Source organism: Pseudomonas sp. TE9122 (genome assembly GCF_056278925.1).
On the sequence record NZ_JBWBQI010000001.1, the window covers coordinates 1,398,540 to 1,418,488 of the forward strand.

19 protein-coding genes are annotated in these 19,949 nt (G+C 55.8%); 12 read left to right on the forward strand and 7 right to left on the reverse strand.

Annotation, left to right across the window (positions count from 1 at the left end; all coding sequences use genetic code 11):
- Window positions 1-1,061 precede the first annotated feature (1,061 nt).
- The gene (locus ACZ9BE_RS06295; protein WP_460137867.1) at window positions 1,062-2,516 is read right to left on the reverse strand and encodes a hypothetical protein; all 1,455 of its coding nucleotides are present in this window, start codon (window positions 2,514-2,516) and stop codon (window positions 1,062-1,064) included.
- Between the two features lie 659 nt (window positions 2,517-3,175).
- On the opposite strand from ACZ9BE_RS06295, the gene ACZ9BE_RS06300 reads away from it, so the two are divergent.
- Window positions 3,176-5,221, forward strand: coding sequence for an acyltransferase family protein (locus tag ACZ9BE_RS06300; protein ID WP_476249067.1), 2,046 nt, complete (start codon window positions 3,176-3,178; stop codon window positions 5,219-5,221).
- 142 nt (window positions 5,222-5,363) lie between these two features.
- Here the strand turns inward: ACZ9BE_RS06300 and ACZ9BE_RS06305 are convergent, their stop codons facing one another.
- From ACZ9BE_RS06305 to ACZ9BE_RS06315, 3 genes are all read right to left on the reverse strand, one after another.
- Window positions 5,364-5,921, reverse strand: a complete 558-nt coding sequence (locus ACZ9BE_RS06305) for a Smr/MutS family protein (RefSeq protein ID WP_016773770.1) — start codon at window positions 5,919-5,921, stop codon at window positions 5,364-5,366.
- A gap of 74 nt (window positions 5,922-5,995) precedes the next feature.
- On the reverse strand, window positions 5,996-6,316 hold the full coding sequence (locus ACZ9BE_RS06310; protein WP_041479344.1) for a hypothetical protein: 321 nt from the start codon (window positions 6,314-6,316) through the stop codon (window positions 5,996-5,998).
- Window positions 6,317-6,447: 131 nt separating this feature from the next.
- The gene (locus ACZ9BE_RS06315) at window positions 6,448-7,038 is read right to left on the reverse strand and encodes a cysteine hydrolase family protein (protein ID WP_016773772.1); all 591 of its coding nucleotides are present in this window, start codon (window positions 7,036-7,038) and stop codon (window positions 6,448-6,450) included.
- A gap of 239 nt (window positions 7,039-7,277) precedes the next feature.
- Here ACZ9BE_RS06315 and prmB point away from each other — a divergent pair, with 239 nt between their 5' ends.
- On the forward strand, window positions 7,278-8,186 hold the full coding sequence (prmB, locus tag ACZ9BE_RS06320; RefSeq protein ID WP_016773773.1) for a 50S ribosomal protein L3 N(5)-glutamine methyltransferase: 909 nt from the start codon (window positions 7,278-7,280) through the stop codon (window positions 8,184-8,186).
- Between the two features lie 58 nt (window positions 8,187-8,244).
- On the opposite strand, the gene ACZ9BE_RS06325 is transcribed toward prmB, so the two are convergent.
- Both ACZ9BE_RS06325 and ACZ9BE_RS06330 read right to left on the reverse strand, forming a co-directional pair.
- Window positions 8,245-9,036: a hypothetical protein gene (locus tag ACZ9BE_RS06325; protein ID WP_476249068.1), complete on the reverse strand. Its 792-nt coding sequence runs from the start codon at window positions 9,034-9,036 to the stop codon at window positions 8,245-8,247.
- Window positions 9,037-9,135: 99 nt separating this feature from the next.
- Window positions 9,136-10,089: an alpha/beta hydrolase gene (locus ACZ9BE_RS06330; protein ID WP_056786766.1), complete on the reverse strand. Its 954-nt coding sequence runs from the start codon at window positions 10,087-10,089 to the stop codon at window positions 9,136-9,138.
- A gap of 130 nt (window positions 10,090-10,219) precedes the next feature.
- Here ACZ9BE_RS06330 and aroC point away from each other — a divergent pair, with 130 nt between their 5' ends.
- The 5 genes from aroC (at window position 10,220) to mtnC (ending at window position 14,440) form a co-directional block, all read left to right on the forward strand.
- Complete coding sequence (gene aroC / locus ACZ9BE_RS06335; protein WP_024012223.1) at window positions 10,220-11,311, forward strand: chorismate synthase; 1,092 nt, start codon at window positions 10,220-10,222, stop codon at window positions 11,309-11,311.
- 34 nt (window positions 11,312-11,345) lie between these two features.
- Window positions 11,346-12,491: an MFS transporter gene (locus ACZ9BE_RS06340; protein ID WP_024012224.1), complete on the forward strand. Its 1,146-nt coding sequence runs from the start codon at window positions 11,346-11,348 to the stop codon at window positions 12,489-12,491.
- Window positions 12,488-13,114, forward strand: a complete 627-nt coding sequence (locus tag ACZ9BE_RS06345; protein ID WP_150741356.1) for a methylthioribulose 1-phosphate dehydratase — start codon at window positions 12,488-12,490, stop codon at window positions 13,112-13,114. Before ACZ9BE_RS06340 ends, ACZ9BE_RS06345 begins: the two co-directional genes overlap by 4 nt.
- 92 nt (window positions 13,115-13,206) lie before the next feature.
- Window positions 13,207-13,752, forward strand: a complete 546-nt coding sequence (locus tag ACZ9BE_RS06350) for a 1,2-dihydroxy-3-keto-5-methylthiopentene dioxygenase (protein ID WP_038861971.1) — start codon at window positions 13,207-13,209, stop codon at window positions 13,750-13,752.
- A 4-nt stretch (window positions 13,753-13,756) separates the two neighbouring features.
- Window positions 13,757-14,440, forward strand: coding sequence for an acireductone synthase (gene mtnC, locus ACZ9BE_RS06355; protein ID WP_150638719.1), 684 nt, complete (start codon window positions 13,757-13,759; stop codon window positions 14,438-14,440).
- Window positions 14,441-14,614: 174 nt separating this feature from the next.
- Here the strand turns inward: mtnC and ACZ9BE_RS06360 are convergent, their stop codons facing one another.
- On the reverse strand, window positions 14,615-14,893 hold the full coding sequence (locus ACZ9BE_RS06360) for a DUF3509 domain-containing protein (protein ID WP_016773780.1): 279 nt from the start codon (window positions 14,891-14,893) through the stop codon (window positions 14,615-14,617).
- A gap of 385 nt (window positions 14,894-15,278) precedes the next feature.
- Between ACZ9BE_RS06360 and ACZ9BE_RS06365 the strand changes: the two genes are divergently transcribed.
- The 5 genes from ACZ9BE_RS06365 to speE all read left to right on the forward strand — a co-directional run bounded on the left by ACZ9BE_RS06365 (window position 15,279) and on the right by speE (window position 19,799).
- Window positions 15,279-17,117, forward strand: coding sequence for a long-chain-acyl-CoA synthetase (locus ACZ9BE_RS06365; protein ID WP_252879710.1), 1,839 nt, complete (start codon window positions 15,279-15,281; stop codon window positions 17,115-17,117).
- A 94-nt stretch (window positions 17,118-17,211) separates the two neighbouring features.
- Window positions 17,212-17,730, forward strand: coding sequence for an ankyrin repeat domain-containing protein (locus ACZ9BE_RS06370; RefSeq protein WP_150741359.1), 519 nt, complete (start codon window positions 17,212-17,214; stop codon window positions 17,728-17,730).
- A 158-nt stretch (window positions 17,731-17,888) separates the two neighbouring features.
- Window positions 17,889-18,419, forward strand: coding sequence for a hypothetical protein (locus tag ACZ9BE_RS06375; RefSeq protein WP_056784060.1), 531 nt, complete (start codon window positions 17,889-17,891; stop codon window positions 18,417-18,419).
- A gap of 71 nt (window positions 18,420-18,490) precedes the next feature.
- A complete protein-coding gene (locus ACZ9BE_RS06380; RefSeq protein ID WP_016773784.1) occupies window positions 18,491-18,682 on the forward strand; it encodes a PLDc N-terminal domain-containing protein in 192 nt (63 codons plus the stop codon).
- Window positions 18,683-18,923: 241 nt separating this feature from the next.
- The gene (gene speE / locus ACZ9BE_RS06385; RefSeq protein ID WP_016773785.1) at window positions 18,924-19,799 is read left to right on the forward strand and encodes a polyamine aminopropyltransferase; all 876 of its coding nucleotides are present in this window, start codon (window positions 18,924-18,926) and stop codon (window positions 19,797-19,799) included.
- Window positions 19,800-19,949 lie beyond the last annotated feature (150 nt).

The window sequence follows — 19,949 nt, forward strand, 5'->3', positions numbered from 1 at the left end:
CAAAGCTGGAGAAAGATATCCCGTACCAATTTCTGTACCAATGACCGTGTTTTGGCATGGGTTTCCGGGTGTTGGGTGGAGCTAAGCCCTTGGTTTTATTGACCCTGTCAACCTACCGAATACCCCGAAACATGGCGGTGTAATTCTGTTCCAGTGTCACAGAGCTTTATTCCGTATGGGTTCTAGAGGAGGGACGGTTCCTGTCAGTACCAATCAGGATTTGGTCAAGCGCCCCGGCTTCGCTTCAGTCATGAATGTGATTGATCCAACTGGCATAAGTCGAAGCGGCATTTGCACGCTACGGCCAAACTGATTCGGGATGAAATCGAGGTTCATGCATGTCATGGGGCTTATGGTAGCGTAAGTATGCACGTAGTTGTATTGCCAGTTGGCCCTGATATTGAGTGCAGCAGGGGCCGCTTGGCTGCTGTTGCCAGTCATTCTTGCGTGTTAGACAAACTCAAAAATCTTGATTGGCAGCCCAAACACGGTAATCACTCAGCGCTTATAGGTGGGACATTGGATATTTGCGCCTCAATGACCACGATCGGCTTGTCGGAGAAGCGTGTCGTCATGCACCTGACTGGAGCGGCGCAAGCCGGGGGCGGACATCCGTGTGAGGTTCCCGCGACCCCTTGTGGAAGAGGTGGCTGTTGCACATGGGGGGCACTAGGTCTGCCAGGGGCGCATTGCGTTGCGCCCTCGGTCGAAATTGCAATCCCTGCGGAGCTTTAGCCGATTCGTGAGTGTCACCTTTCAGGGCAGGGAGACGCACCAGGATACCGACGGCGGAGTATTCGAAGCGATGAATTCTGACGAAGCTAAGCCCCTGAATAAAGGTTGGCCTTGTCTAGAACTGTGCCACGTTCCGCTGACAATCATTGAGGCAGCCCTCTTGAGAGTCTGGGAAGTCTTACGACGGGATTGCGGCTCTCGGTAAAAGGACCGCGCTCGCGAGCGTGCGCCCGGCTCGTTGTTCAGTTCCCACGATTTTCCTTTAACGGAATCAGTCAACTGATGTGATCGGCGCTTCAATTGAACATAGAGGCTAAAGAAATACGTTATTCAAAATATTCCTTTTTGATAGCTGAATTCGGATGTTGCACTGACTCTCTAGCGCTGTTATAAAAAGACAAGACTAATGTCAAATATATTACTACAGCGAGCAATGCTTCCTTAGTGCTAAATTTATTCTTCAGATTTTTTGAGAAACCGTAAGAAATGGCGCAATAGCCTATCAAGTGAAATGGTAGGAAAAATCTGGTTTCTATCGCGCCTGGTGTGATCGCCAAAACAGGTAGCAACAATAAAACGAGCCAAGTGACTTTTGACAGTATTTGAGGCCAAGGATTTCGGCCCGTTTCAGATCTGGCAACCACGAGTACTAAGAAAAATGCACCTAGTACAGACACTGACAAGCTCGTAAAAGAACGGAAATTTCTATCCTTTGATGATGTTGATGTGTACGGGTCCGGATCTCTGACATCCATACCATTGATGAAGTGCTTGGTATAAATTCGCAAAAACGAAAGCGGGTGATTGACAATGGCAGTAAGGATTTTTGGAACAGTAATAACGCCTTCGCCAAGATTTGCATTTTCAAATAAACGCTCGCCCAAAGGGTCTATGTAATAAATCGGATATATACCCCCGGTTTCTGAGTTGTATCCAGTCTCATACCTTTGTATGGTAACTCCCCACTTTAACTGATTGGCGTACAGCGAAGTATTTTTGTTATCTGTTATGACAAATGGTGACGGCGAGTTCAGGTGTTTAAAGTTGATTATTATCTGTGGCAACGAAGCAAAAGTCGCTCCGGCAATAAAAGAAGCTGTTAGCAGAAGTTTTTCGATGTGACTGTTTTTCTTCAGTAATAATGCCGGGATGATTGGGATGAAAATTAGTAATGGGAACAAATATATTGTTCTAATGTTGTAGGCGCCATAAGCGGTGATGCCTGCTAAAAACAAAAATAGAAACGATGAGGCCAGGTTTTTCTGTTTAGACGCTCTTAAGGCTAGGTAAAGGCTCGTCACGATCATGCATAGCGCCGGGAGATCACTTAGCGGATAGGCCATTAGACCTGGAAAAAATATCGCAACGAGAAGTGGTGGAAGTATTCGGCGGGAGATCGAGAGTTTCCCTCCGATAAGTCGTGTGAATACATAGGGTAACAATGTGGAAAAAATGTAGGAGAACAGTAGCGCTTGTATGACATAAAATCCAATGTAGCCGGACGAGGGCCACGAATTCGCTATAAATCTTGGAATGGCGAGCACCAGAGGATAAAAATATCCTCGCATGGTTTTTGGAAAATCCAAGTCTAGAATGAAAGAGCTGTAATGCCAGTAGGCGTTAGCATCGCCAACGAATTTAATAGCGCCTATGCAGAATTGGGTGGTGAAAATAATAAGTAAAGTTAAAAAAAATGCAGAAAGCTCTTCATGGTGCTTAAAGGCTTTAAGCATGGTTTTGATTTTAGAAGTATGTGGTTTCTTGTAACTGCCAGTGTCCATTCTTAATTTCCGGATGTTTTAATTTTAAACTCTGTAACGTGCTCGAGCTTTTAGGTGTTGGGCATGTGCTGGTAAATTCTACAGCATAAATTTCGGATTTATCGACCTACCATAAGTTTTGCCTGGAGCTTTTCTTTCTGAGGGAGGACGAATCGTCGCTTAGCAGTGCATGAAATGTTTCTCTCCGTACGCAGGATCCGATGCAGGTGGCCAAAAACTGGCCTGAGAGAAGAGTTGGTGGTTTGTCCTCATTTTTGTCAAAATAGATCAGCGCATCCAGAGAAAGCCGCTCGGGGAGCTGAATGTCCGCAGGTCTGTGCTCGAAACCGAGCGCGCTCAGTGGGTGGAGGAACAGCACTATGAATTTTGCTCGTGCAAGCCGCTCCTGTGATCATATTTCGCCGCAGATGCGAGGTGATCGATGGACAGGTGTCTAATAATCGGCCGACTATCAAAAGCAAAGTGAAGCTCACGCGGGTGTTGGAAGTTAGTGCTTCAAGCGTCTGCAATCATGTGCAGGGCGGTTGGGCGCCGTTCGGAATTGGTTTATCTTGAATTTTATTGGAATTTATTTCGTTCGGAAAGTACAATTCTCCAATTTTTTAGCCTTCGTTTTACAGCGCGATGTGCTGCTAATTATTTGACAAGGAAATAATTTAATGGGTTCTAGTGCTGCGCAAAATTTGAGTTCAAAGGAGGCTTTGTCGGATAGGGAGAATAATCTTTATGTTCGACCTTTAAGTTATCGTCCCGATATCGATGGGCTGCGAGCGCTCGCAATTCTTGCTGTAGTTATATATCACGCGTTCCCGACCGTGCTCGCGGGTGGGTTTGTAGGTGTAGATATATTTTTTGTGATTTCCGGGTATCTGATATCCAATATTATATTCAAGGGTGTATCGACAAATAGTTTCAGTGTCTATGATTTCTACGTGCGGCGTGTGAGGCGTATATTCCCAGCGCTCCTGATAGTTCTGCTTTCGTCGTTTATCGCAGCCTGGGTGATCATGATGGGGGCAGAGTTTAAAGTTCTCTGCAAGCATATGATCGCTGGTTTAAGTTTTGTTCAGAATTTAATGATGTATTCCGAGTCGGGTTATTTTGACGCAACCGTTGAGACTAAACCTCTCATGCATTTGTGGTCATTGGGCGTCGAAGAGCAATTCTATCTCTTTTTCCCAATTTCTATAATCGTTCTTTCCAAAGTCGCATCTAGGTTGGCGTATGCAATAGCGGTAACATTCGTTGGCCTATGTTCATTTGGATTCGGCTTGCTTTATATCTCCGACACACCAGCGGGCGTTTTTTTTCTACCTCAATACCGGGTTTGGGAGTTACTGTTTGGTAGCTTGTTAGCTTACAATACGGTGTTCGGATCGCCCCATTCGTGTAAAATTCGATCTCAGGTTCTTCGTAATGCGGCCTCGTTTGTGGGTATAACATTCGTCGTTACAGCAGTATCTATTATTGATAAAAATAAACAATTTCCTGGTTATTGGGCGCTGCTTCCCGTCATAGGCTCAGCACTATTAATATTTTCAGGGCCTGACGCTTGGATTAATAAAAAAGTATTGTCGTCACGCTTCTTGGTCTTTATTGGCTTGATCAGCTATCCGCTCTACTTGTGGCATTGGCCGATATTCTCTTTTACTTACATTTTTTTCTCAGGCACACCCGACTTCCCACTGCGCAGTGCTATGGTAGTTTTATCTGTAGTTCTCGCATGGTTGACCTATAGGTTTATCGAAATACCTATGCGCCAAAAAATATCCGGTCGCACAGCGTTCAGACTTCTGATCTGCGGGGCTCTGGTGTTTATAAGTATTGGTGCGGCGACCATTTCTAAAAATGGGTTTCCATCTCGTCAAGACGAAAGAGAGCAGTTCGCGGAGTACTTTGCAAATGTAAAACCTGATTGGCAATATTTTATGAAACAGGACATTCCTGGTAAGTTCAGGTACGATTGTGACTGGTACAATATGGATGCTTTTCTCAAAGGTTCAGCCACAAATATTCCAGTTTCCAATATTGCAGAAAAATGTTTCAAGTCAGACAAATCCAAGAAGCTTGTTTTTTGGGGGGATTCACACGCGCAACAATATATTTACGGAGTGACACACGAGTTACCTAAAGAGATTGGGGTTCTCAGTGTGGCTACTTCCGGTTGTTTGCCTAACCTTCCGGAAATCGACGCTTCAACTACTGAATATTGCAAAAAATCCAATAAATTTGCGATTCAGACGATAAAGGATCAAAGGCCTAATGTGGTAATTATAGGTCAGGTACTCTGGCACGATGTCTCCGCCAGTCTCCCTCAACTCGCGACTGCATTGACCTCCTACGGCGTCAAGCATGTAATTGTTATGGGCCCAGTCCCGTTGTGGGACGGGAGGCTTAATCAGATCATATTACAGAGACATTGGGAGTCCACGCCGACTTACTTAAAAGATGGCGTCGTCCAGCATGTTCTTGATTCCGAAGCTGTGCTCAAAAGCAAGTATGGCGATGGGCAGGGTGGATTTCAGTATGTTTCGATGATTGACCTGTTGTGTACTGATAAAGGATGCAGAACTTATTTAGGTTCTGATCGAAAAACTGGAATGACTACATTTGATAATAGCCATCTATCTCCAGTTGCTTCTGTTTATGCTGCGCAGACGACGTTGGTTCCGTTGATAATGAAAGATATCGCAGAAGATAAATAGTTAGTACTTTTTTAGCCGGGCCCGCAGATATGCGGGCTTTTTACTATTGCCTTGGCTTTCTAGAACCGGGGTATGATTCTGTTCTAGATCTATCGAACTATCTGTGGAAGTTTTCGCAGCCCGCAAATTTGGTGTAACGCAATTATTCGTCGCGACCTTCCATCATCGTCCGTTTCAGCATCACATAAACCGCGCCGGCGCCGCCGTGACGGGCCTGGCAGGAGCAAAAGCCGAGGACTTGGGCGTGCTGGCGCAGCCAGGTGTTGACATGGCTTTTGATCATTGGCCGCTTGCCATCGAGGCGCACGGCCTTGCCGTGAGTCACGCGCACGCAGCGGATTTCGAACTTGGTCGCTTCGGCGAGAAAGGCCCAAAGCGTTTCCCGGGCCTTTTCCACGCTCATGCCGTGCAGGTCGAGGCTGCCTTCGAACGGGATCTGCCCGACCTTGAGCTTGCGCATCTGGCTTTCCTGCACGCCGTCGCGGGACCACATCAGTTCGTCTTCCGGGCCGACGTCGATCACGAACTGGTCGGACAAGCCATCAATGATAGTGGTGTCGCTGCGCACGGTGGCGGACTGACGCAGCTTGGCGATCTGCGCGCGGTCAGCCTTGGGTTTGCCGGTGTCGGCGCGGTCGTGCTTGATCGGCTTGACGCCCTGGATCGCACTTTTGAACAGAGAAAAATCGTCGTCTTGCATGTCAGCCTCCGCGAAGGGCGGCCAGTTTACCCAAGTCGACAGAAAACGGCCCGGCAAAAAGCCAGGCCGTTGGGTCAGTCGTGTTTTTTCATCAGATGCGGGGCCATGTTCAGTTCCCGCGATTGCCGTGCGCGACGGCGGCAGCGGCGCCACAGGGCAACGCCGAAATACAGAAACAGCAAGCCGACGGCGAGCATGATTGCCGAGCCCAGCGGTGACGCGTTCAGGTCACCCAGCGCCGGCGGACGGCCGAGCAGGCTGGCTGCCCCAGCCATCGCCAGCAGCACGCCGAACGTCGCCAGAATGGCCGAGATCGCCGCGCCAAATCGAAAACGCCAGTTGCTTTGGCCTTTGGGCCGCAAACGGCGTGCGTCAAATCCATCGGATAACTTCATTCCGACCTTCCTCAATGGTATCGGCCCTTCGACCGGGAGTTGACCGGGTTGTTCCTGAGGCTATGGCATTTGCGGCAAATCAGCGGATATAGCGGATGAGCGGCGCCAACGCACCGCTCGCAAGGGCAGGATCAGATCAGGTCCTGAGTCTTGGCCAGCGTGGCGAAGTTGTCGGCCATGATCGCCATTTCCGCTTCCTGCACGCGTTCGGCGCTGAGCACGCCGCCCTTGAACGGCAGATCGCGGGTCGCGCAGGCGTCTTCGACCAAGGTGCAGCGGAAACCGAGGTTTTTCGCCGCGCGCACGGTGGTGCTGACGCTGGAGTGACTCATGAAACCGCAAACGATCAGGTCCAGCGAGCCGAGGTTCTGCAGGCGCTCGAGCAGTTCGGTGCCATGGAACGCGCTCGGCAGCAGTTTGCCGATAATGGTTTCATCACCCTGTGGTTCCAGACCAGGGATGAACTCGCCACGTTCGCCCTGCGGGTCGAACAGGCCACCCACGGTGCCGAGATGACGCACGTGCACGATCGGCCGACCGGCGGCACGGGCTGCGGCAACCACTTGTTTGATGTTCGCGACGGCCGCGTCCATGCCGCTCAGGGCCAGCGGGCCACTGAGGTATTCCTTCTGGGCATCGATGATGACCACGGTGGCATGGCTCAGGGTGGCCGCTGCGTAACCGCGGCCGCTGAGTTGAAACATCGTTTTTGGAACGGACATTCTGGGGCTCCTCGGGGTGGGGCTTTTGCGACATTGTCCTCTGGCTGAGCGGTTCTGTGAATCGCTACCATCGTAGGCGCCGTCGTTCTTGGCCTGCAGCCTTGTCAAGTTACACGTTCCGTTCAATGCCTGATGCAAAAAAAAGAAATCTCCTACCGTTGCCACGCGGTTTTTCCTGCGTCGTCGTCGCGCGTTTTGGCTGCTAGAATCGCCAGTCGTTTTTTCTGGAGTTCTACGCCGTGATCACTTCCCGACTTCGTACCCTGCGCGACCACATCCGTTGGGCCGTCAGCCGCTTCCATGGGGAGGATCTGTTTTTCGGTCATGGCACCGACAACGCCTGGGACGAGGCGCGCCAGTTGGTACTGGGCGCTTTGCACCTGCCTTGGGAAATCGCCGACAGCTATCTTGATTGCGCGCTGGAAGATGACGAACTGGTCAATCTGCAGCGCTTGCTCAAGCGCCGCATCGAGGATCGCGTTCCCACCGCCTATCTGCTCGGTGAAGCTTGGTTCTGCGGCATGTCGTTCATCGTCGACCCGCGCGTGTTGATCCCGCGTTCGCCGATTGGTGAACTGATCGAAAACCGCTTTGCGCCGTGGATCGGCAACGAACCGGCGCGGATTCTCGACCTGTGCACTGGCTCCGGCTGCATCGGCATTGCTTGCGCTTACGAATTCCAGAATGCCGAGGTAGTGCTCGCGGACCTGTCGTTCGAGGCGCTGGAAGTGGCCAATCAGAACATCGAGCGCCATGGCGTCGATGAGCGCGTCTATACCGTGCAGGGTGATGGTTTCGACGGCTTACCGGGTCAGCGTTTCGACCTGATCGTGTCGAACCCGCCCTACGTCGACGCGGAAGATTTCGCCGACATGCCGGACGAGTATCAGCACGAGCCTGAACTCGGTCTGGCCTGCGGTGATGATGGTCTGAATCTGGTCCGGCGCATGCTCGCCGAAGCGGCGGATCACCTGACCGAGAAAGGTTTGTTGATTGTCGAGGTGGGCAACAGCCAGGTGCACGTCGAGGCGTTGTACCCGGAAGTCGATTTCGCCTGGCTGGAGTTCCAGCGTGGTGGGCATGGCGTGTTCATGCTGACAGCCGAGCAGTGCCGCGCGCATCAGGCCCTGTTCGCGTCCCGCGTCTAAGGTTGTGACAGATCGTTCCCACGCAGAGCATGGGAACGATCAGTACGCGCTCAAGCCCTCAGCGGTGCGTAGCAATCCAGATCAACAACCCCGCCTGAAACACCGCAAATGCCACCAGACACGTAATGGTGAAACGCAGCCCGGCGTCTTCACGCTTGAACTTGCTGACTTTTTCTTCCTGCTTCTTCAGTTTCACTTCCTGCTCGGCCAGGTTCTGTTCGGCCTGCTGGAGCATCTGCGCGGCTTCAAGAATTTCGACGATCTGCAGCTTTTCGCTGTTCCAGTCACCAAGCAGATCACCGACCTGCACGGCCTTGATGCTGCCTTTCAAATGCTGGGCATCGGCGTAAGCCACATCGAAACCGTGCAAGCGCAGGAAATGGTCGCGACGCAAGCGAGTGTCTTCGTTGAGCGCGTCCTTGTTGTTCAGGTCCATGCCGTCGACGGTGTAGCCGGGCCAGCGCTTTTTCGCCCAATTGATGCCTTGCGCAGCCATGAAGCGGCCGATACCGCGATTCAGCGGTTCAATCTGCAAGCCGCTATCGGGACCGAAACTCACCCGTTTGCTCGCGTGGTCGACCCACACATCAAGATGATTCTGCTCTTTGCGCACGCGCTGGTTGGGCAGCTTGATCGCCATGCGCATCAGGCTGCGCTCTTTGCTGTTGCGCTCGGCGTAACCGAATTCGACAAAGCGCAACGGCCGGCCGCCGGTATTGCGGTCGGTCTGCAGCGGCGCCAGGCGGAGCATCTTGTGGTGCTCGGCCTGAACGTCCGCCCACGGCAGTTCGACCGCTGGCGGTGCGTCTTTTTCAGCGCTGGTGTCGGGTGAAGTCTGGGTTTCAGTCATAACGGCGAGATCCTGTCCAAGCCCTGCTTGCCGCCAGACGTTGCGCTGGCGACAAAGGCTTATCGGCCGTTTTCTGTGAGGCTGGAGGGTAAAACGCAGTTAACTTGCACGAATTCCGTCAATAAATTCGATGACGGCGGCGCCCAGTTCGGCGGCCAGGGGCAAATTCGGGTCCTTGTAGGAGGCCAATTGCCGCTTCATGTCGTTGTGGACGATGCGCAGCACGTGATTCATACCGTCGATCACCGTCAGTTGCGCTTCCGGTTTCGCCGCCTTGAGCAGCTTCGCGTCCTCGGTGCCGACCTGAATGTCGTTGCTGCCCTGGACAATCAGCGCCGGCATTTTCAACTGGGCAAAGGCCTGCGCCGGGTCCTGACGGAACAGCGAAATCAGGTACGGCTGCACGCTCGGGCGAAAGATCACCTGCAACGGCTGCGGCACGTTGTCATCGGTATGGCCGGCCTTGAGGCTGTCGAGCAGTTCGTTGCTGCGCAGCATCAGTGGCGGCGGCAGGCTGCGCGCCAACTGTTCGCGGATGACCTGGTCGACCGGGCGCGCGCTGCCGGACAGCGAGATCACCGCCGCTGCGTCCAGCTTCGGCGCGGCGAGGCTGGCAATCAGCGCGCCTTCGCTGTGGCCGAGCAGAATCAGTTTGCCGAAACGCGGATCGGCCTTGAGCTTCTGCCCCCACGCCACGGCGTCCGCCGCATAGCCTTCTACAGACAAATCACGTTCATCGGGAGCGGCCGCCAGGCTTGCCGCAACGCCACGCTTGTCGTAGCGCACGCTGGCGATGTTGTGTTTGGCCAGCACCCAGGCCAAGCGCTTGAGGCTGTCATTGCGTCCGCCGTCGGGGTTATTTCCGTCGCGATCTGTAGGACCTGAGCCAGAAATCATCAGAACAATCGGCACCGGGCTGTCGGACTTGGGCAGCAACAGCGAACCAAAAAGTTCGCCGCTGCCGGTGTCCAGAGTGACCGGGCGCTGTAGGACTGTCGCTTGGGCAAAGCCGGTAAAGAGGGTAAGACTCAAGATCAGAACTCGCAGCATCATCACGCCATCATTGGTCAAGGTGCCGGTTGGACTCGCCAGCACCACTAAGGTTCGAGGATGAACTACTCGGTTAGCCTGCGTATACTGGCGCGCATCAAGAATTCGGGTTTGATTTCACGGAGCGTCCTGCATGTCCGGCAATACCTACGGCAAGTTGTTCACTGTCACCACCGCTGGCGAAAGCCATGGTCCGGCGTTGGTCGCCATTGTCGACGGCTGCCCGCCGGGCCTGGAGATTTCCCTGGAAGATCTGCAGCGCGACCTCGATCGCCGCAAGCCTGGCACCAGCCGCCACACCACTCAGCGCCAGGAAGCCGATGAAGTCGAAATCCTCTCCGGCGTGTTCGAGGGACGCACCACCGGTTGCTCGATCGGCCTGCTGATTCGCAATACCGACCAGAAGTCCAAGGACTACTCGGCGATCAAGGACCTGTTCCGCCCGGCTCACGCCGACTACACCTATCACCATAAATACGGCGAACGCGATTATCGCGGCGGTGGCCGCAGTTCGGCGCGGGAAACCGCCATGCGCGTAGCGGCCGGTGCGATCGCCAAGAAGTATCTGGCCAGTCAGGGCATCGTGATTCGCGGTTACATGAGCCAGCTCGGCCCGATCGAAATTCCGTTCAAGACCTGGGATTCGGTCGAAGAAAACGCCTTTTTCAGTCCTGACCCGGACAAGGTCCCGGAGCTGGAAGCGTACATGGACCAGTTGCGCCGCGATCAGGACTCGGTCGGAGCGAAGATCACCGTGGTCGCCGAAGGCGTGATGCCGGGTCTTGGCGAGCCGATCTTCGATCGCCTCGACGCCGAACTCGCCCACGCGCTGATGAGCATCAACGCGGTCAAGGGAGTCGAGATCGGCGCCGGGTTCGCCTGTGTCGCCCAGCGTGGTACCGAACACCGCGATGAACTGACGCCGGAGGGTTTCCTCAGCAACAACGCCGGCGGCATCCTCGGTGGCATCTCGTCCGGCCAGCCAATCGTTGCGCATCTGGCATTGAAACCGACCTCGAGCATCACCACCCCGGGCCGCTCGATCGACGTGAATGGCAACCCGGTCGACGTGATCACCAAGGGGCGTCACGACCCATGCGTCGGCATCCGCGCGACGCCGATCGCCGAAGCGATGATGGCCATCGTGCTGATGGATCACCTGCTGCGCCACCGTGGGCAGAACGCCGATGTGCGCGTGAGCACGCCGGTGCTGGGCCAGCTCTGATGGCTGCGCTCAAAGCCGTCGCGGCATAACGGGCGTGGCGGCGCTTCCTTACTGGCGGTTGTCCAGTTTCTATCTGTTCTATTTCGCCTTGCTCGGATCGACAGCGCCGTTTCTGGCGCTGTACTTCGATCACCTCGGCTTCAGCGCCGCACGCATCGGCGAGCTGGTGGCGATTCCGATGCTGATGCGCTGCGTGGCGCCGAACATCTGGGGCTGGCTCGGCGATTACACCGGCAGGCGTCTGGCCATCGTGCGCTTTGGTGCGGTCTGTACGTTGCTGACCTTTTCGCTGATTTTCGTCAGCCAGACTTACGCCTGGCTGGCGATGGTCATGGCCCTGCATGCGTTCTTCTGGCACGCGGTGCTGCCGCAGTTCGAAGTCATCACCCTCGCGCATCTGCAGGGGCAGACCTCGCGTTACAGCCAGATTCGCCTGTGGGGCTCGATCGGCTTCATCATCACTGTGGTGGTGCTGGGACGGCTGTTCGAATGGCTGAGTCTGGACATCTACCCAGCGGCGTTGGTGCTGATCATGGCCGGTATCGTTCTCAGCAGCCTGTGGGTGCCGAATGCGCAGCCCGCGCAAGGCAATCGGCCGACGGGTGAGGGCTTCCTCAAGCAATTGCGTCATCCCGGCGTGCTGGCGTTTTATGCTTGCGTCGCGCTGATGCAGGTCAGCCACGGGCCGTATTACACCTTTCTGACTTTGCACCTTGAACGCCTCGGTTACAGCCGTGGCGTCATCGGCATGCTCTGGGCCGTGGGTGTGGTTGCGGAAGTGCTGATGTTCATGGCCATGAGCCGCATTCTGGCGCGCTTTTCCCTGCGCCGGGTGCTGCTGGCGAGCTTCCTTCTGGCGGCGTTGCGTTGGGTGCTGCTCGGTTCGTTTGCGGAGTTTCTCTGGGTGTTGTTGTTCGCCCAGGTGTTGCATGCAGCGACATTCGGCAGCTTTCATGCGGCTGCCATCGCTTTCGTGCAACGTAGTTTCGGCGCCCGCCAGCAAGGCCAGGGCCAGGCGCTGTATGCGGCACTGGCCGGCACCGGCGGGGCGCTCGGCGCGCTGTATTCCGGCTACAGCTGGAATGCCCTCGGCGCAACATTGACCTTTAGTATTGCCAGTCTCGCAGCGCTTGCCGCTGCCGTTATCATTGCCACATGTATGCAAGAGGACAGGCCATGAGCCTTAGTCGTGAACAGCTCGCCCAGCAGATCGTTGACGCCGGGCGTTTTCTATATGGCCGTGGCTGGTCGCCAGCCACCAGCAGCAACTATTCGACACGCCTGTCGCCGAGCGAAGCGCTGTTGACCGTATCGGGCAAGCACAAGGGCCAGTTGGGTGTGGATGACGTGCTCGCTACCGATCTGTCCGGCAATAGCCTGGAGCCGGGCAAGAAACCCTCCGCCGAAACCTTGCTGCACACCCAGCTCTACAGTTGGCGCGCGGAAATCGGTGCGGTGCTGCACACCCATTCGGTGAATGCCACGGTGCTGTCGCGGCTGACCCCGGAAGATTTCATCGAGTTCGAAGACTACGAACTGCAAAAAGCCTTCAGCGGCATTTCCACCCATGAATCACGGGTGCGTGTGCCGATTTTCGACAACGATCAGGACATTGCGCGCCTCGCCGCCAAGGTGCAGCCTTGGCTCGACGCCCATCCTGATTGCGCCGGTTATCTGATTCGCGGCCATGGTCTCTACACATGGGGCGCGCAGATGAGCGACGCGCTACGGCAGATCGAGGCTTTTGAATTCCTGTTTGAATGCGAGTTGAAAACCCGCAGCGTCATGAACCGCCAAGGCTGAGTTCATCTGAAACAGCCTGTTTGCCTGATGCCATGCGGCGCCCGACCGGTCTTCAAGAGCCGGACGGCGCCGCCGCTACCGAGGAATTGCCCATGAGCAGCCTGTCCGTTTATCACGTTTCCAGCCCTGAGATTCCCAATAAGGTGCTGACCCATTTCGAAGATATCGCCTCGACGCTGGCCGAGCAGGGCGTGCGTTTCGACCGCTGGCAGGCCGCCGCGAAGATTCAGCCCGGCGCCAGTCAGGAAGAGGTCATCAGCGCCTACAAAGAGCAGATTGACAAACTGATGACCGAGCGCGGTTACATTACGGTCGATGTGATCAGCCTCAACAGTGATCATCCGCAAAAAGCCGAGCTGCGCGCCAAGTTCCTCGAAGAGCACCGCCATGGCGAAGACGAAGTGCGATTTTTCGTCGCCGGTCGTGGCTTGTTTACCCTGCATATCGACGATTACGTCTACGCCGTGCTCTGTGAAAAGAACGACCTGATCTCGGTTCCGGCCGGCACCAAGCACTGGTTCGACATGGGCGAACATCCGCATTTCGTGGCGATTCGTCTGTTCAACAACCCGGAAGGCTGGGTTGCCAATTTCACCGGCGAAGACATCGCCGGTCGTTTCCCGCGTCTGGAGGACTGAAACCGTGTCGATCAAAGCCATCCTCACCGACATCGAAGGCACCACCAGCGCGGTGAGTTTCGTCTTCGACGTGCTGTTTCCCTACGCCGCCGAACATTTGCCCGACTTTGTGCGCCAGACCGCATCGCGTGCTGATGTCGCCGAACAGCTCGACGCCGTGCGCCGCGACAGCAACGAGGCGCAGGCCGATGTCGAGCGGGTTGTTGAAATCCTCTTGAGCTGGATCGCTGAAGACCGCAAAGCCACGCCGCTCAAGGCGTTGCAGGGCATGGTCTGGGCGCAGGGCTATCAGGCCGGGCAGTTGAAAGGGCATGTTTATCCGGATGCCGTTGAAGCGCTGCAACGTTGGCATGCGGCCGGTTATCAACTGTTTGTTTACTCGTCCGGCTCGATCCAGGCACAGAAACTGATTTTCGGTTGCTCGGAAGCGGGGGATCTGACACCGCTGTTCAGCGGCTATTTCGACACCACATCGGGGCCGAAGCGTGAGGCGCAGTCCTACCGCAACATTCAGCAGGCGGTGGGTGTTGAAGCCGATGAAATCCTGTTCCTGTCGGATATCGTCGAAGAGCTCGACGCTGCCCAGTCAGCCGGCATGAAAACCTGTGGCCTGGCGCGTGAAGGCGGAGAGTTGGCAGGACACGTGACGGTGGACAGCTTTACCGGGATCGAACCGGAAGCGTTCTGACCATTACACAAATCCCTGTAGGAGCTGTCGAGTGAAACGAGGCTGCGATCTTTCGATTTAGGCATGAAATCAAGATCAAAACATCGCAGCGTATCGCAGCTCCTACAAAAATCATGCGCACAAAAAACAGGCCGTGAAGCGCATGCTCCACGGCCTGTTTTTGTTTAAAGCCAGTTACAGCGAGTGATAGGTCGGCAGAGCAAAACGCTGCTGGCTCTGCAGCATCGCAATTTGCGGCAGCTCGCTGGCTTGTTCGGCCAGGTCGCGGCGGATCGCGCTGATCGCCCACGACAGTTGGTCGCCGGCATGCAGTTGCTGATACGAGAGGGCGCGTTTGAAGACTTTGCCGTCGCTGCTACGCAGAGTGAGCAGGATGCCACCGTCAGGACGCGGGGCAGTGCTGACTTCGTAGTTGGAGAACAGCGATGTAAATTTTTCTTGAATCAGGCTCATGTCATCAGCTCCGTATGTACTTGAATGGCAAGCATGCGGAGGTAGTTGCAGCGTTTGTGCCAGCATTGCTTCGAATAAAATCCCTTTGAAATCAACAAGTTGAAGACATTGCATTTTGCAGGCGTCGTGCAATCTGCATGAATGGCCATCGTGCATCCTGCATTTTGCGTGATTTTTCTCCGTACAACGGAACCAAACGTCCGTACCAGAATCCGCTCTTCCCCGTAGGCGCGGCGGGATACAAATCATTGCAAAAACCGCGTGTACAGCCCCGCGAGCACTGACGTACTTTCCTTCTCGACCCACGGCGTAAACGCGTCGGTCGCAGTCATTACCCGATAACAAGAACAGCGGTCTGCACGTCAAGATCGAACGGGGAGCTTTCATGCGTCACGCACCAAGCGACACGATTACCTGGGGCATGATGCTCCGCAAACTGCCGATGATCGCCAAGGCCATCCCCCGGGTGGTCAAAGGCATGAAGGTGGCCAACGTCACGGATCCGACCCAAACGTGTGGCCTGGGCTGGACGTTCGAGCAGGCGACGCTGCGCAATCCCGATGGTGTGGCGTTATTGCAGGGCGACGTGGCGTTGACCTACACACAGGTCAACCAGTGGGCCAATCGCATTGCGCATTATCTGAGCGAGCAAGGTATCGGCAAAGGCGATGTGGTCGCGGTGTTCATCGAGAACCGTGCGGAATTACTGGTGACAATCCTGGCGCTGGCCAAGCTCGGCGCGGTCAGTGCGCTGCTCAACACCTCATTGATGCGCGACACGCTTGTTCACAGTATCAATCTGGTTGCGCCTGTGGCCATCGTGGTCGGCGAAGAACTGACCGCTGCCTATGCCGGCGTGCGTGATCAGGTAGCGATCGCAGCGCCCCGCACCTGGTTTGTCGCTGATCAGGACACATACAGCCACCCGGGCATCGCGCCCGAGGATTACGTCAATCTGATCAGCGCCAGTGCTGACGCCAGCAGCGATAACCCGCCGAGCAGCGCGCAAGTATTCTTCGACGATCCGTGTTTCTACATCTACACCTCCGGCACCACCGGTCTGCCCAAGGCCGGGGTTTTCAAGCACGGACGGTGGATGCGCAGTTCGGCGAGCTTCGGCATGATCGCCCTCGATATGCGCCCGGATGATGTCGTTTACTGCACCTTGCCGCTGTATCACGCCACAGGTCTGTGCGTGTGTTGGGGATCGGCGATCAACGGCGCCTCGGGTTTCGCCATCCGCCGCAAATTCAGCGCCAGCCAGTTCTGGAATGATGTGCGCCGCTATCGCGCGACCACCATCGGCTATGTTGGCGAATTGTGCCGCTACCTGGTCGAACAACCGGTCAGCGTCGATGACAGCCGTCACGATGTGCGCAAGATGATCGGCAATGGCCTGCGTCCTGGTGCTTGGGCCGAGTTCAAATCACGTTTTGCGGTGGAGCATATCTGTGAGCTGTACGCGGCCAGCGACGGCAACATCGGTTTCACCAACATCCTCAATTTCGACAACACCGTCGGGTTTTCCCTGATGGCCTGGGAACTGGTCGCTTACGACCATGACAGTGGCGAGCCGTTGCGCGGCGAAGATGGTTTCATGCGCAAGGTCGGCAAGGGCGAGCAAGGCCTGCTGCTGGCGCGTATCGACGAAAAAGCGCCGCTGGACGGTTACACCGATCCGCAGAAAACCGCCCGCGTCGTATTGCACGATGTGTTCAACAAGGGCGATCGCTTTTTCAACACCGGCGACCTGCTGCGCAACATCGGTTTCGGCCACGCGCAATTTGTTGATCGCCTCGGCGATACCTATCGCTGGAAGGGTGAAAACGTGTCGACCACCGAAGTCGAGAACCTGTTGCTGCAACATCCATTGATTGCTGAAGCCGTGGCCTACGGTGTCGAAATCCCCAACACCAACGGGCGCGCCGGAATGGCCGCCATCACTCCTGCGGAATCCTTGGCCACGCTGGATTTCGCTGAATTGCTGAGTTTCGTCCGGCAACGTATGCCGGCTTATGCCGTGCCGTTGTTCCTGCGGGTGAAAGTGAAAATGGAAACCACCGGCACGTTCAAGTACCAGAAGACTCGCCTGAAAACAGAAGGCTTCGATCCCGGCCTCACGGGCGATGACCCGATCTTTGCCTGGCTGCCGGGCAGCGAAACTTATGTGCATGTCAGTGAGCAAATCCTCGCTGAAATTCAACAAGGCAAACATCGGTATTGAGCGTGGCTATCGGGACGCTCGGAAAAAACCGAGTGACAGGCACCGTCGCGCTCGGGAAACTGTCGGCTTCCGATAGACCGAAATGGAGTGCCACATGTCTGACCAAAGCCGCCAGATGACCCCTGAGGAAGCTGCCGAATTCACCGAGCAGGTTTTCAACAAGGCGCGCGACGGTGATGCCGAGATGCTTGATCGCCTTGTCTCCGCCGGACTGCCGGTGAACCTGAAAAACAGCAAGGGCGACACCCTGTTGATGCTCGCCAGCTACTACGGCCATGTTGATGCGGTGAAGGTTCTGCTTAAACACAAAGCCGATCCGGAAATGCGCAATGGCAACGGCCAGAGCCCGATTGCCGGCGCCGCGTTCAAAGGCGATCTGGCGGTGGTCAAGGCGCTGGTTGAGGCGGGCGCCGAGATTGAAGGTTCTTCCTTCGACGGCCGCACGGCGCTGATGATGGCGGCGATGTTCAATCGCGTTGAAATCGTCGATTACCTGATCGGCCAGGGTGCTGACCCGAGAGCCAAGGACGCCAATGGCGTGACCGCGCTGGATGCGGCGCGGACCATGGGTGCAGTCGATACCACTGCGCAGCTGGAAAAGTTGTTGGCCTGATAAACGATCAAAAGATCGCAGCCTGCGGCAGCTCCTACACTTGATGCGTTCGCCAAGTGAACGCAGGACCTGTAGGAGCTGCCGAAGGCTGCGATCTTTTGCTTTTCTGCGCTATTCTTCGCGCCCGAAATTCTACTGTCACTACAGGATCCGCCCTCATGAAAGCCGCACTCGTCGAACTCATCAGCAAAATCAGCTCCGGCTGCATGGGCGAGGACGAGATCCTGAAAGTGGCCGACGAAGCCGCGCAGGCCTACGCCGATGCCAATGCTTTTCTGGCCGCCAATCCGGACATCAACTACGACGACACATTCCCGATCCCGCTGGGTGAATGGGTGGTGGTCGGCAGTCTGCCGGAAACTGTGCTGTTCCAGGCCGATACCTATGTCGATCTGTTCGCACAAATCGTTGCTTCGTTTGGCCCCGGCGTGGATTTCAACCTCAAGCCCAAACAACTGGCCAAGACCGAAGCACTGACCGCACTCAACCGCATCCAGGTGCAGATGAGCAGCCTGAACAAGGAAAACGGCGGTTACACGTTGATGAACTTCAGCCAGTTGCTCGACGATGAATTGCAAATGGTCCTGGTCTACGGCAACGACGTGCCCCGCGTGCTGGAGTTGTGCGCCGAGGTCGGCATCGCCGCTGCGCCGGCACTGGAAGCCTTGAAGGTCGCTGTTCACGTCTGAACGCAATAAAAGGGAACCCTGCGCGCGACCGTCTATCCTAAAAGTGCATGCCACTATTCTGGAGCGACACCATGGGTTCCACGTTCAACGGTCTGATTGGCCTGATCATCCTTGCCCTCGATATCTGGGCCATCATCAATGTGCTCAAAAGCGGCGCCTCCACCGGGATGAAAATCGTCTGGGTGTTGCTGATTATCCTCCTGCCGGTGCTGGGCCTGATCATCTGGGCTATTGCCGGGCCACGGGGTAACGTCCGGATCTGAGCTGATTGTCGATCACACGGTCATCCCTGTGGGAGCGAGCCTGCTCGCGAAGACGTTGTGTCAGTCGCCATCACCGGCAACTGATACTCCGCTTTCGCGAGCAGGCTCGCTCCCACATTGGTTTGCGCTGGTAAAAAACAACCGGAGGTTCGACCTGTCATCTTCGGCAACGTAGAATGCGCGCCTTTCCCGGGCAATCGTCCCCACGATGGCGCCCGCGCATTTATCGGAGCACTTGACCATGACCGTCACCAAGACCAGCGAGTACCTGGAAACCCTCTACGAAGGCTACGGCCAGCGTTTTCGCATGGAAAAACTGCTGCACGAAGTGCGCACCGAACACCAGCATCTGGTGATCTTCCAGAACCCGCGCATGGGCCGGGTGATGGCGCTGGACGGCGTGATCCAGACCACCGAAGCCGACGAATTCATCTACCACGAAATGCTCACCCACGTGCCGATCCTCGCCCACGGCACTGCCAAGCGCGTGCTGATCATCGGCGGCGGTGACGGCGGCATGTTGCGCGAAGTGACCAAGCACGCCGGCGTCGAGCACATCACCATGGTCGAAATTGACGGCACCGTGGTCGACATGTGCAAGGAATTCCTGCCGAACCATTCCGCTGGTGCCTACGACGATCCGCGCCTGAACCTGGTGATCGATGACGGCATGCGTTTCGTCGCCACCACCACTGAAAAATTCGACGTGATCATCTCCGACTCCACCGACCCGATCGGCCCGGGCGAAGTGCTGTTCTCGGAGAATTTCTACCAGGCGTGCCACCGCTGCCTGAACGAAGGCGGCATCCTCGTGACTCAGAACGGCACGCCGTTCATGCAAATCGACGAAGTCAAAACCACCGCCGGTCGCCTGCGCAGCCTGTTCCCGGACTGGCACTTCTACCAGGCCGCCGTGCCGACCTACATCGGCGGCTCGATGACCTTCGCCTGGGGCTCGACCAACCCGGCCTACCGCAAGCTCAGCCGTGAAACCCTGCAACAGCGCTTCATCGGCAGCGGCATCGTCACCCGTTACTACAATCCGGAAATCCACATCGGCGCGTTCGCCTTGCCGCAATACGTGCTGCAAGCGGTCAATAAGCCGAGCAACGACTGATCACGCTGAAGGCGCTCTGCAAGGGAGCTTTTGTGGTGAGGGGATAAATCCCCGTTGGGATGCGCAGCATCCCTGAACCGGCCGGCGCGGTGTCTCCGTTAAACCGCAATGGACGGTCTTACGACTGCTGCGCAGCCGAACGGGGATAAA

What these genes read in the sequence shown, in the direction of transcription:
- ACZ9BE_RS06345 (WP_150741356.1), top strand. Translation starts at nt 12,488, where the DNA reads ATGAGCCTTAGTCGTGAACAGCTCGCCCAGCAGATCGTTGACGCCGGG.
- ACZ9BE_RS06325 (WP_476249068.1), bottom strand. Translation starts at nt 9,036, where the DNA reads ATGACTGAAACCCAGACTTCACCCGACACCAGCGCTGAAAAAGACGCA.
- speE (WP_016773785.1), top strand. Translation starts at nt 18,924, where the DNA reads ATGACCGTCACCAAGACCAGCGAGTACCTGGAAACCCTCTACGAAGGC.
- ACZ9BE_RS06375 (WP_056784060.1), top strand. Translation starts at nt 17,889, where the DNA reads ATGAAAGCCGCACTCGTCGAACTCATCAGCAAAATCAGCTCCGGCTGC.
- ACZ9BE_RS06300 (WP_476249067.1), top strand. Translation starts at nt 3,176, where the DNA reads ATGGGTTCTAGTGCTGCGCAAAATTTGAGTTCAAAGGAGGCTTTGTCG.
- ACZ9BE_RS06370 (WP_150741359.1), top strand. Translation starts at nt 17,212, where the DNA reads ATGTCTGACCAAAGCCGCCAGATGACCCCTGAGGAAGCTGCCGAATTC.
- ACZ9BE_RS06310 (WP_041479344.1), bottom strand. Translation starts at nt 6,316, where the DNA reads ATGAAGTTATCCGATGGATTTGACGCACGCCGTTTGCGGCCCAAAGGC.
- ACZ9BE_RS06315 (WP_016773772.1), bottom strand. Translation starts at nt 7,038, where the DNA reads ATGTCCGTTCCAAAAACGATGTTTCAACTCAGCGGCCGCGGTTACGCA.
- ACZ9BE_RS06305 (WP_016773770.1), bottom strand. Translation starts at nt 5,921, where the DNA reads ATGCAAGACGACGATTTTTCTCTGTTCAAAAGTGCGATCCAGGGCGTC.
- ACZ9BE_RS06295 (WP_460137867.1), bottom strand. Translation starts at nt 2,516, where the DNA reads ATGGACACTGGCAGTTACAAGAAACCACATACTTCTAAAATCAAAACC.
- ACZ9BE_RS06330 (WP_056786766.1), bottom strand. Translation starts at nt 10,089, where the DNA reads ATGATGCTGCGAGTTCTGATCTTGAGTCTTACCCTCTTTACCGGCTTT.
- ACZ9BE_RS06360 (WP_016773780.1), bottom strand. Translation starts at nt 14,893, where the DNA reads ATGAGCCTGATTCAAGAAAAATTTACATCGCTGTTCTCCAACTACGAA.
- ACZ9BE_RS06365 (WP_252879710.1), top strand. Translation starts at nt 15,279, where the DNA reads ATGCGTCACGCACCAAGCGACACGATTACCTGGGGCATGATGCTCCGC.
- ACZ9BE_RS06380 (WP_016773784.1), top strand. Translation starts at nt 18,491, where the DNA reads ATGGGTTCCACGTTCAACGGTCTGATTGGCCTGATCATCCTTGCCCTC.
- ACZ9BE_RS06350 (WP_038861971.1), top strand. Translation starts at nt 13,207, where the DNA reads ATGAGCAGCCTGTCCGTTTATCACGTTTCCAGCCCTGAGATTCCCAAT.
- aroC (WP_024012223.1), top strand. Translation starts at nt 10,220, where the DNA reads ATGTCCGGCAATACCTACGGCAAGTTGTTCACTGTCACCACCGCTGGC.